The sequence below is a fragment of the Streptomyces sp. NPDC048516 genome, assembly GCF_043199875.1.
GTDB lineage: Bacteria > Actinomycetota > Actinomycetes > Streptomycetales > Streptomycetaceae > Streptomyces.
Genome location: NZ_JBICWS010000006.1, coordinates 145,950 through 158,192 on the forward strand (window position 1 = coordinate 145,950; position 12,243 = coordinate 158,192).

Genomic DNA, 12,243 nt, shown 5'->3' on the forward strand with positions numbered 1-12,243 from the left:
AGTCCACCCATGGCGAACAACCCCTTCGACGACCAGGAGGGCACCTTCCTCGTCCTGGTCAACGCTGAGGATCAGTACTCTCTCTGGCCCGCGTTCGCCGAGGTGCCCAAGGGCTGGACCGTGGTCCTGGAGGAGAGTACGCGCCCCGAGTGCGTGGAGTTCATCAACAGCCATTGGACGGACATGCGGCCGCGCAGCTTGCGTGAGGCGACGGAGGCACAGAGCAATGTCTGAGAGCACCCGGCTGCCTCTGTCGGCGGCCCAGGCCGGTATCTGGTTCGCCCACGACCTGGACCCCACGGGCCGCCGCTACAACATCGGCGAGTACAAGGAGATCCTCGGCCCCGTCGACCCGGAGCAGATGGCCGCCGCCTGGTATCAGCTCGCGCGCGAGACCGACGTGCTGCGCATCAGCTGTATCGATCGTGATGAGGAAGGCCTGTGGCAGATCCTCGACTCCGAGCCCGGAACCCGTGCATTGGAGTTCATCGACGTCTCGGGCGCGAGCGACCCCACGGCCGAGGCTCGCGCCTGGATGGCCTCGGACCTGCGGGCCCCGATGGACCTGACCGCAGGGGGACTGAGCCACTTCGCTCTGCTCAAGCTGGCCGACGACCACTTCTTCTACTACCAGCGCTACCACCACATCGTTATCGACGGATTCGGCCTCGCCCTGCTGGATTCCCGGATCTCCGAGCTGTACGAGCAATCGGCGGCCGGACCCTCCGCAGGGCCGAATCCCTTCGGGACCCTGTCCGAGGTGATCACCGAGGACACGGACTACCGGACGTCGCAGGCTGCCGCAGCCGACAGGGCCTACTGGGCGGAGCATCTGGCCGGACTGCCCGCATCCCCCCGGCTGGCCGAACTCCCCCGTCCGGTGGCACCCGATCCGGACGGCGAGGTGTTCATCCGGCGCAGCGTCATGCTGCCCGCGGCCGACGCCGACCGGCTGCGGACGGCCGCACGCGGGGCCCGCACCCGCTGGTCCATGGTGCTCATCGCGCTGATCGCGGCTTATCTGCACCGGGCGACCGGACATGACGAGCTGGTGCTCGGCCTGCCCGTGACCGGCCGCCCCACGCCCTCGTCCCGCCGTACACCCAGCATGTCCTCCAACATCCTACCGCTGCGTATCCGCGTACGCCCGGGCACCGGGCTCGGCGACCTCATCGCCTCGGTCGTCCGGGAGGTGCGCGGGGCGCTCAAACACCAGCTACCGCGCTACGAGGACCTCTGCCGCGACCTGGGCCCCGACGGCACCGCACGGCGGATCGCCGCGCCGATGGTCAACATCATGTCCTTCGACCCCGGACTGCGGTTCTGCGGCCACTTCACCTTGCAGCACAACCTCAGCAACGGGCCCGTGGACGACCTGTCCATCGGCGTCTACGACCTTGGTGAGGAACAGGGCCTGCGCATCACCTTCGACGCCGCACCCGAACAATGCGACCTCGACGCCGTCGCCGCGCACCAGGACCGGTTCCTGCGCTTCGTCGCCGGTGCGCTGGACGACCTGGAGCAACCCGTCGGCCGTCTGGAATTGCTGTCGGCCGGGGAGCGACGAGCGCTCGTGGGCGACCGCGACGCCCCCGGCGCCGGCGCCTGCGCCGATGTGCGCACCCTTGCCGCCCGCTTCGAGGAGCAGGCGTCCCTGCGCCCCGATGCGGTCGCCCTGACCGACGGCACCGAGATACTGACCTATGCCGAGCTGGAGGCACGCGCCAACCGCCTTGCCCGGCTCCTGGCCACCCGTGGCGCCGGTCCCGAGCGCTGTGTGGCCGTGGCGCTGGAACGGTCGAACGACCTGGTCGTCGCCTTGCTCGCGACCGTCAAGGCGGGTGCCGCATACGTCCCCCTCGACCCGCACTACCCGGCCGACCGGCTCGCCTACATGCTGGCGGACGCCCGGCCCGAGCTCGTCGTCACCACCAGCGCGACCGCTGCCACGATCCCGGCCACCGATGTCCCCGTCCTCGTCCTCGACGCCCGGCGGACCGTCGCCGAACTCGCGGACGCCGCCCCGGACACCCTTGCCGACTCCGACCGCATCGCGCCGCTGTCTCCGGACCACCCCGCGTACGTCATCTACACCTCCGGTTCCACCGGCCGCCCCAAGGGCGTCACTGTCCCGCACCGCAATGTGGTGCGCCTGTTCACCACCACGGAGCCCTGGTTCGGCTTCGGGCCCGACGACGTGTGGACGCTGTTCCACTCCTACGCGTTCGATTTCTCGGTATGGGAGCTGTGGGGGCCACTGATACACGGCGGACGGCTGGTCGTGGTGCCGCACACGGTCAGCCGTTCGCCTGAGGACTTCCTCGCCCTGCTGGCCCGGGAGAAGGTCACAGTCCTCAACCAGACGCCGTCGGCCTTCTACCAGTTGCTGCGGGCGGACGAACAGGCGCCGGCCGGCCGACTCGCGCTGCGCCGCGTCGTCTTCGGCGGCGAGGCACTCGACCTCGCCCGGCTGACGCACTGGTACGAGCGCCATCCGGACGCCGTGCTGGTGAACATGTACGGCATCACCGAGACCACCGTGCACGTCAGCCATATCGCTCTGCCCCCCTCCGTGCTCGCCGGACAGACCCGCAGCCTCGTCGGCCACCCCCTCCCCGACCTGAAGATCTACGTCCTCGACGCGAGCCTGCAGCCCGTCCCGGTGGGCGAGCAGGGCGAGATGTACGTCGCAGGTGCCGGGCTCGCCCGCGGATACCTGGGCCGTCCCGACCTGTCGGCGGACCGCTTCGTCGCGGCCCCCTTCGGCGAACCGGGCAGCCGTATGTACCGGACCGGTGACCTTGCGCGGTGGCTGCCCGAAGGCGGCCTGGAATACCTGGGACGCGCCGACCACCAGGTGAAGATCCGAGGATTCCGCATCGAACTGGGTGAGATCGAGGCCTCGTTGCTGGACCAGTCCGGCGTGGCGGACGGCGCAGTCGTCGTCCGCGAAGACCGCCCGGGCGACAAGCGTCTGATCGCCTACGTCGTTCCGGCGCCCGGCGCAGGCCCGGACGCAGGCGTGCTGCGTGCCGGCCTTGCTGCGGAACTGCCCGGCCACATGGTGCCGTCGGGCTTCGTCACCCTCGACGCGCTGCCGCTGACCGCCAACGGAAAGCTGGACACCAAGGCGCTGCCGGCGCCGGAGTTCACGGGCTCCGCCGCCACCGGGCGCACCGCCCGCACCGGGCGCGAGAGCACACTGTGCCGCCTGTTCACCGAGGTGCTGGGTGCCGGGGAGGTCGGAGTGGAGGACTCCTTCTTCGACCTGGGCGGCGACAGCATCATGTCCATCCAGCTCGTTTCGGCGGCACGCCGGGCGGGCCTGGGCATCAGCCCACGCGACGTCTTCCGGCTCAGGACTCCGGCTGCGCTGGCCGGGACCGCGACCGACGTCGGGTCGGGCGGACGACGTTCCGCGGAGCCCGCGGACGCGGGCACCGGCAGCCTGCCGCTGACCCCCCTCATGCGCTGGGCCTTGGAGTGCGGCGGTCCGGTCGACGGTTACAACCAGTCGATGGCGCTGCAGGTACCGGGCGCGCTGACCGGGAAGCACCTGACGGCGGCGCTCCAGACGCTGCTCGATCACCACGACGCCTTGCGCGGCCGGCTTGTCGACGACGCCCTGCACATCGGTCCGGCAGGTTCCACGGATGCCGAGTCGCTCGTGCGCCGCGTCGATGCGACCGGTCTGGACGAGGCGGAACTCGACGTGCTCGTGGGCGAGGAGGGCCGGGCGGCGCTCGGCCGGCTGGCGCCACGTGACGGGGTCGTGCTGCAAGCCGTGTGGTGCGACCGCGGGCCGGACCTGTCCGGCCGGCTGCTGCTCGTCATCCATCACTTGCTGATCGACGGTGTCTCCTGGCGCGTGCTGGCGCCCGACCTGGCCCAGGCCTGGAGAGCCGTTGCGGTGGGCCGTACACCCCGCCTCGATCCCGTGGGCACCTCACTGCGCACATGGGCCCGGCACCTGCCCGAGGCCGCGGCGGAACGCGTCGGCGAACTCCCCTACTGGCAGGGAGTTCTGAACAAGGCGGAGCCGCTGCTCGGCTCACGTCCCCTCGACCCGGCCCGCGATGTGGTCGGGACGGCCGGGCAGCTGACCCTGCGGTTGCCGGCCGAGGTGACCGAGGCACTGCTGACCACGGTGCCCACGGCCTTCCATGCCGAGGTCAACGACGTGCTGCTGACCGCCTTCGCGCTCGCGTACGGACACTGGCGAGGCGGACCGGTACTGGTCGACCTGGAGGGCCACGGCCGTGAAGAGGAGGCCGTGCCGGGCAGCGACCTGTCCCGTACGGTCGGCTGGTTCACCAGCATGCACCCGGTCCGGCTGGACCCGGGCCACCACGACATCTCCGACGGGGTGGCGGTGGGCAGCGCCCTCAAGCACGTCAAGGAGCAGTTGCGAGCCGTGCCCGGCAAAGGCATCGGCTACGGGCTGCTGCGCCACCTCCAAGCGGAGACGGCCACCCGACTCGCCGGACTCACGGGCCCGCAGATCGGCTTCAACTATCTGGGTCGCTTCGCAGCACCGTCCGGTCAGGACGCCGACTGGACGGTCGTCCCCCGGGTCGAAGGCGGTATCCCCGGCGGGGGCCCCTGCATGCCGCTCGGCCACACGCTGGAACTCAACGCCCTGACCCAGGACGGCCCGAACGGTCCCGAACTCGTGGCGAGCTGGACGTGGGCGAACGGCCTTCTCGATGCGGTGGACGTCGAAGGTCTCGCCGCCGCCTGGTTCACGGCACTGCGCACCATCGCCGCCCACGGCTCCCGGCCCGGTGCGGGTGGCCGCACGCCCACGGACGTCGCCCTGGCCGCGCTCACTCAGCAGGAGGTCGAGCTGTTGGAGGGGCGCAGGCCCGATCTCGCCGACATCCTGCCGCTCTCCCCCCTCCAGCAGGGCCTGTTCTTCCACGGCCTCCATGACGGGCGGACGGCGGACGTCTACACCGCTCAGGTCCAGCTCGATCTGGAAGGCCCGCTGGACCCGGCCGTGCTGCGCTCCGCCGCCCAGAGCCTGCTGGACCGGCACCCGGGCCTGCGTGCAGAGTTCCACCACACCGGACTGACCCGCCCGGTACAGGTGATCCCCGCCCACGCCGGGCTCCCCTGGACGGAAACCGATCTGGCCGGCCTGGAGGGCGACGCCCTCGAAGAGCGGGCCGAGGCGCTCGCCGCTGCCGAACGCACCCGCGGCTTCGCGCTCGACCGCGCGCCGCTGCTGCGCTGCACCCTGCTGCGTCTGGCGGCCGACCGCCACCGGCTGGTGCTCACCAACCACCATCTGCTGCTGGACGGCTGGTCCACGCCGATCGTGATCCGGGAACTGCTCACGCTCTATGCGGCGGGCGCCGAGGCCGGCGCACTGCCCAGCGTCCGCCCCTACCGGGACTTCCTGGAGCACTTGGCCGACGCCGACCGGGAGGCGGCGCGCAGCGCATGGGCCGAGGCACTGGCGGGGCTGGAGGAGCCCACCCGGGTCCGTGAGGGTGCGTCCGGCCGAACCCCCCTGATGCCCGGAAAGCTGGAGTTCGGCCTGCCCGCGCCGACAACGGCCGCGCTGGCGGAATGGGCCAGGTCAGCCGGGCTGACCATGAACACCGTGCTCCAGGGCGCCTGGGCACTGGTGCTGGCCCGGCTGACCGGCAAGGACGACGTGGTCTTCGGCGCCACCGTCTCCGGTCGTCCCCCGGAGCTCGCGGGTATCGAGGAGATGGTGGGGCTGTTCATCAACACCCTGCCCGTGCGCGTGCGGCTGCGCGCCGGCGAAACGCCCGCCGGGTTGTTCGCCCGGATACAGAGTGAGCAGTCTGCCCTGCTCGGTCACCAGCACCTGGGTCTCTCCGAACTCCAGCAACTGGCTGGTGTCGGCGAGCTGTTCGACACCGCGATGGTCTTCGAGAACTACCCGCTCGATCTGGACGCCCTGGGCCGCTCCACGGCCGGCACGGGTGTCCGCCTGGCCGGGCTGCGGGGGCACGACGCCGTCCACTACACCCTTGGCCTGGTCGCGCAGCCCGGTGACGGGCTGGACTTCCGGCTCGACTACCAGCCCGACCTGCTCGACCGGGAGCAGGCACGCGCCGTCGCCGACCGACTGCTGACCGTCCTGACGGCAGTCGTGGACCGGCCCGGCGCACCGGTCGGCCGGCTCGACCTTCTCCCGAGTGCCGAACGCGAGCAACTGCTCACCTCTTGGAACGCCAGTGGTGTGCCGTCGGCATCCCCGCAGGCGACGCTTGCGGGCCTCTTCGAGACCCAGGTCGCGGCCACCCCACACGCACCGGCTCTGGTGCACGGCAGCACGACGCTGACGTACCAGGAGCTCAACGTCCGCGCCAACCGACTGGCCCGGCTGCTGGCCGAGCACGGCGCAGCACCCGAGCGGTTCGTGGCCGTCGCGCTGGAGCGCTCGGTGGACCTCATAGTGGCCCAGCTGGCCGTCATCAAGACCGGTGCCGCCTTCGTGCCGCTTGACCCCGGCTACCCGTCCGACCGGCTCGCCTACATGCTGGCCGACGCGGACCCTGTGCTCGTCGTCACCCACAGCGCGGTCGCGGCGGGGCCGCTGCCGGACACGGTCGCACCCCGGGTGCTGGTGGACCGTACCGACACCTCCTGCTTCGCGGGAACCGACCTCGCGGACGCCGAGTGTGCCGCGCCCCGGCGAGCCGCTCACCCGGCCTATGTCATCTACACCTCCGGCTCGACCGGACGCCCCAAGGGCGTCGTGGTCACCCACACCGGGATCTCCAGCATGGTCGCCGGGCAGGTCGAAGGGCTGGGTGTGGTGCCCGGCAGCCGGGTGCTGCTCTTCGCCTCGCCGAGCTTCGATGCGGCGGTATGGGAACTGTGCATGGCACTGCTGACCGGCTCCTGCGCGATCCTGGCGGACGCCGATCTGCTGCTGCCCGGCCCGTCGCTGGCCGCACTGATCGCCGAGCACCGCGTCACACACCTGACCCTGCCGCCGTCGGCGCTGCCCGTGATGCCCGAGGGCAGCCTGCCGCCCGGCACCACCCTGGTGGTGGCAGGCGAGGCCACTGCGCCGGATCTGGTCGACACCTGGTCCCGGGGGCGGCGGATGGTCAACGCCTACGGGCCGACGGAGTCCACGGTGTGCGCGAGCATGAGCGCCCCGTTGTCGGGCGCGGTGGTGGCCCCCATCGGCCGGCCGATCGCCAACACCCGCCTGTACGTCCTGGACTCCCATCTGCAGCCGGTGCCGGCCGGTGTGGCGGGAGAGCTGTACCTGGCCGGTGCCGGCCTGGCCCGCGGCTACCTGAACCGGCCCGACCTGTCGGCGGACCGCTTCGTCGCCAACCCCTTCGGCGAGCCCGGCTCCCGGATGTACCGCACGGGAGACCTGGCGCGCTGGCAGCCCGACGGCAACCTCCAGTACCTGGGCCGTACCGACCAGCAGGTGAAGGTCCGCGGCTTCCGCATCGAGCCCGGGGAAGTCGAAGCGGCCCTGACCGCGCACCCGGAGGTCGACCAGGCGGTGGTCATGGTCAGGGACGACCGGCCCGGGCCCAGACGGCTGGTGGCCTATGTCGTGGGTACGGCGGAGGGGACGGCACTGCGGCCCTTCCTCGCGGATTCGCTGCCCGACCACATGATTCCGTCGGCGTTCGTCACGCTGGATGTGCTCCCCCTGACGGCCAACGGCAAGGTGGACCGCAAAGCACTGCCCGCGCCCGGCTTCGGCGGTACGGAAACAGGCCGGGCGGCCATGACCGCCCACGAGCAGGTCGTGTGCGGCCTGTTCGCGCAGGTGCTCGGAGTGGAGCGGGCGAGTGCCGACGACTCCTTCTTCGACCTCGGCGGCGACAGCATCATGGCGATCCAACTGGTCTCCCGGGCACGCGAGGCAGGGCTTGCCTTCACCGTCCGGGAGGTCTTCCGGCACCGTACCGTGGCGGCTCTCGCAGCGGTCGCCGAGGCGACCGAGGTCGGCGCTGCGACCGCCCAAGACGGCCCCTTCCCGGGCCTGCAGGAGGAGACTCGGCTACTGCTGGAGATGGAACCGGAGCTGACGGACGTTCTTCCGCTGACCCCCCTCCAGGAAGGCTTCCTCTTCCACGCGTTGCTGACCGGTGACGAAGTGGACGTCTACACCACGCAGATCGCGCTCGACCTGGAAGGCGAGCTGGACCCCGACGTCCTGCGCGCTGCCGGCGAGCGTCTGCTGGACCGTCACCCCGCCCTGCGGGTCGCGTTCCGGCACGACGTGGCGGAACGTCCGGTGCAGGTGGTGCACCGGACGGTGGAGCTTCCCTGGCTGCACGTGGACCTCTCTGCGGAACCGGGACCGGACCTGCCGGTCACGGTGGCCCGGCTCGCCGACGAGCAGCGGCTGCGCGTGTTCGATCTGACGCGCCCGCCGCTGCTCCGACTGCTGCTGGTCTCACTGCCGGGCGGCCGGTTCCGGCTCATTCTGACGGGACACCACATCCTGTGGGACGGCTGGTCGGTTCCGGTCCTCCTGGAGGAGTTGTTCGCGCTCTACGCCCAGGGCGGTGATGCCTCACTGCCGGCACCGCCCCCACTGCGCTCGTATCTGACCTGGCTGGCCGGACAGGACCGGGAGGAGGCGCTGCGCGCATGGGCGTCGGCGCTGGCGGGCCTGGCGGCACCCACCCTGGTGGGGCCGCAGGCCGCACCAGGCGCCCCGGTGGCCCAGGAGTCGGTGCGAACCGAACTGCCGGCAGAGTTCACCGCGCGCCTGGGAGACCGGCTGCGGCAGCACGGAATCACACTCAACACGGCCGTCCAGGCCGCCTGGGGCGTGCTGCTGTCCCGGCTGACCGGCAGGGACGACGTGGTCTTCGGCGCCACGGTATCCGGCCGGCCGGCGGAACTTCCCGGCATCGAACGGATGGTCGGCATGTTCATCAACACCCTGCCGGTGCGCGTCCGGCTGTGCGGTGACGAGTCGCTGCTGGCACTGCTGCAGCGGCTCCAGGAGGAGCAATCGCGCCTGATGGCCCATCACCATGTCGGCCTGAGCGACCTTCAGCAACTGGCCGGGGGAGGCGCGCTCTTCGACACCACGACGGTGGTGAAGAACACGCCGCTGGACGCCGGCACCCTGCTCGGCACGCTCGACGGCCTGCGACTGACCGGCGGCGACAGCGAGGACGCCAACCACTATCCGCTGGGCATGCAGGCCGTACCCGGTCTGGACGCATCCACGCTGGGCCTGCACCTGGGGTACCGGCCGGATGTGTACGAACAGTTCGAGGCACAGCGGCTCTTGGACCACATGGTCCGGATACTGGAGGCTCTGACCGACGATCCGGAGATCCCGGTCGATCAGCTCGATCTGCTCTCGGCGGACGAGGGCCAGCAGGAGCTGCTGGCCGAGTGGGGAGGGTACTGAGTCATGTCGTGCATCGGTCAGCCTCGCTCCGCTCCGCACCACACCACACCATTCGATAGGCGTTGACCCATGCAAAACGATCAAGCAATTCGGCTCGAACAGGTCACCAAGTCCTACGCGTCCGGCTCGTCGGCAGCGGTGCGCGCGCTCGACGGCGTCTCCATCGACTTCGATCGCACCACCTTCACCGCGATCATGGGGCCCTCCGGCTCGGGCAAGAGCACCCTGCTGCAGTGTGCGGCCGGACTCGACCGCCCGGACGCCGGGAAGGTGATCGTGGACGGTGTCGAGCTGGGCCCCCTGAGCGAGAGAGCGCTGACCGAACTGCGCCGCAACCGCATCGGTTTCATCTTCCAGTCCTTCAACCTGCTCGGTTCACTGACGGCCGAGCAGAACGTGGGGCTGCCGCTGAGGCTGGCCGGTAACCGGCCGGACTCCGCCGCGGTCCGGACCGCGCTCGCCCAGGTGGGACTGGGCGAGCGCGGCGGGCACCTGCCCTCACAGATGTCCGGCGGTCAACAGCAGCGGGTGGCCATCGCCCGTGCCCTGATCACTCAGCCGCAGGTGCTCTTCGCCGACGAACCCACCGGCGCTCTGGACAGCAGCAGCAGCCGGAACGTACTGGAGCTGTTACGCAATCTGGCCGACGAGCAGGGCCAGACCACCATCATGGTCACCCACGACCCGGTGGCCGCCTCCTACGCGGACCGGGTCGTCTTCCTCGCCGACGGGCGTCTCATGGACGAAATGACCCGGCCCGGCGCCCAGCTGATCGCCGAACGCATGACCCGGCTGGAGGCCGACACCTCGCGGGCGGCGTCGCAGATGGGCGGTGCGGCGTAATGGGCGCGCTCGTCACTCTCCTGCCCGTGGCCGTCGCCACTCTGCGCAAACGGTGGCTCGGGTTCATCGGCTCTTTCATCGCCCTCGCCCTGGGCGTCGCCCTGATTTCCGCCTCCGGCCTGCTGGTCGGCACGACCATGGACATCGACAACGCCGACCCGACGGCACCCTCGCTGAAGAAGCTACTGTCCTTCATGGCAGGAATGTCAGGCTTCGTCTCGGTCTTTGTCGTCGCCTCCACCTTTGCCTTCGCCGTGGCCGGCCGGCGCCGCGAGACGGCCGTGCTGCGGGCCGTCGGCGCCACTCCCCGGCAGGTCAGGCTGCTGGTTCTGGGCGAGGCGCTGGTCGTATCTGTCGTCGCCGCCGTCTGCGGCGCGCTGCTGGGGCTGGCAATCGCCCCCTTCATCGCACGGTGGTTGGTCTCGCGCGGTGTGGCTCCTCAGGGCTTCGGTATCCACCCGACGCCGGACCCGCTGCTGATCGCCGCCGGCATCGGCGTGGCAGTGGCTCTGCTGGGTGCCTACGCCGCGGCCCGCCGGGCAGGGCGGGTACGCCCCGTCGAAGCACTGAGCGATGCCGTGGTGGACCAGAAGGTCATGACGCTGGGCCGCTGGTTATGGGCCCTCGGCTATCTCGCCGTCTTCGCCACGATCCTGGCCCTCTTCGCCACCATGCCGACTGCGCTGCAGCGCGACCCCCAGCTCCGTGACCCGCACAACATGCCCGTCTGGTCGCTGCTCATCGACATCCTCACCATTCTTGCCGTCGCACTCTTCGCCCCCCTGCTCGTCCCCCCGTTGGTACGGCTGCTGACCCTTCCCGTGCCGCTGGCCTCCGGCGCGGTGGGCCTGCTGGCCCGGCAGAACGCCCTGACCGCGGTGCGCCGGACCGTCTCCACCGCCACTCCCTTGTTCCTGGTGGTCGGGCTTACCGGAAGTGTGGTCGGCTCCACCGCTGCCTTCGGCGACGCCAGACAGGCCCAGACCCGGGCCGCGCTGAGTGCCCAGTACGTGGTGGAGCCAGTGGGCTCCTCTGGCCTTTCGCCCGAGACCCTGCGTCATGTACGGGGGCTACCCGGCGTCAGCACCACGGCCCTCACGTCCACCATGGTGTCCGATCTGGGCGGTGGTACCGCATCCGGCGGTGCCCAGGACGCGGCCACGACATCCGCAACCGTCGTCGACGGCGATCTGACGAAGACCTGGAAGGTGCCGACCGAAGCCGGTTCGCTCGCGGAGCTCAAGGGCCAGGCCATCGCCGTCTCCGCCGACCTGGCCAAGTCCAACGGCTGGCGGACCGGCGACAAGCTGTCCACCGGACTCGCGGACGGAACGACGGTCACCCTGCGTCTGGTGGCGGTCTTCAAACCCCCGCTGAGTCTGTCCGAAGTCCTGCTGCCCTACAGCACCGTGGCCACCCACCTCACCGCCCCGGTCCGCCCCACCGTCTACGTGACCACGCAGCCCGGCGCGCCTGCCCCCGTGCTCCCGGCCGCCGACCGGGCGACCGTCACCCCGACCGCCGAGTGGGGGTCCGCAGGCAACGACCCCCGGGCCCGCTACGACTGGATCTCCGTGCTCGCCATCCTCGGGCCGGCCGTGCTCTACGCCCTGATCGCCATCGTCAACACCATGATGATGTCCACGGGCGACCGGCTGCGGGACTTCGCCACCCTGCGGCTGACCGGAGGAAACGACCGCCAAGTGCTCTCCATGGTCGGCGTCGAGGCCCTGCTGACCGCGGCCACCGCAACCGCACTGGCCCTGCTGGTCACCGCCGGGACCCAGTTCACCACGATGACGCTCATCAACCACCGGTTGCTGGACGGCGGGGCCACCCTGTCCTTCCGGCTCCCCTGGTCCGCCATCGCCGCAAGCGCCGCCACCGGACTCGCCCTTGCGCTGGCCGCCAGCCTGCTGCCGGCCCGGCTCGCCCTGCGGGCCCGCGCCCTGGACCTGGCCGGCACCAGGCAGTAGTGCCGGCCCTGCGCTTCGCTTTCTTCGAGAAGAGGA

The 12,243-nt window shown here is 70.9% G+C and carries 4 protein-coding genes; all 4 read left to right on the top strand.

Features of this window, described 5'->3' with window-relative positions; translation table 11 throughout:
- Positions 1–9: 9 nt before the first annotated feature.
- The 4 genes from ACGFR7_RS14425 to ACGFR7_RS14440 all read left to right on the top strand — a co-directional run bounded on the left by ACGFR7_RS14425 (position 10) and on the right by ACGFR7_RS14440 (position 12,207).
- Positions 10–234 (top strand): MbtH family protein, encoded by a 225-nt coding sequence (locus tag ACGFR7_RS14425; RefSeq protein ID WP_393317926.1) that lies wholly within the window; start codon positions 10–12, stop codon positions 232–234.
- Positions 227–9,388, top strand: coding sequence for an amino acid adenylation domain-containing protein (locus ACGFR7_RS14430; protein ID WP_393317929.1), 9,162 nt, complete (start codon positions 227–229; stop codon positions 9,386–9,388). Before ACGFR7_RS14425 ends, ACGFR7_RS14430 begins: the two co-directional genes overlap by 8 nt.
- 69 nt (positions 9,389–9,457) lie before the next feature.
- Positions 9,458–10,231 carry an ABC transporter ATP-binding protein gene (locus ACGFR7_RS14435; protein ID WP_393317931.1) on the top strand — a complete coding sequence of 258 codons (774 nt, stop codon included), beginning with the start codon at positions 9,458–9,460 and terminating at the stop codon, positions 10,229–10,231.
- A gap of 26 nt (positions 10,232–10,257) precedes the next feature.
- A complete protein-coding gene (locus ACGFR7_RS14440) occupies positions 10,258–12,207 on the top strand; it encodes an FtsX-like permease family protein (protein WP_393317934.1) in 1,950 nt (649 codons plus the stop codon).
- Positions 12,208–12,243: the final 36 nt, after the last annotated feature.

Coding starts and splice junctions, on each gene's coding strand:
- ACGFR7_RS14425 (WP_393317926.1), top strand. CDS start 10: ATGGCGAACAACCCCTTCGACGACCAGGAGGGCACCTTCCTCGTCCTG.
- ACGFR7_RS14430 (WP_393317929.1), top strand. CDS start 227: ATGTCTGAGAGCACCCGGCTGCCTCTGTCGGCGGCCCAGGCCGGTATC.
- ACGFR7_RS14435 (WP_393317931.1), top strand. CDS start 9,458: ATGCAAAACGATCAAGCAATTCGGCTCGAACAGGTCACCAAGTCCTAC.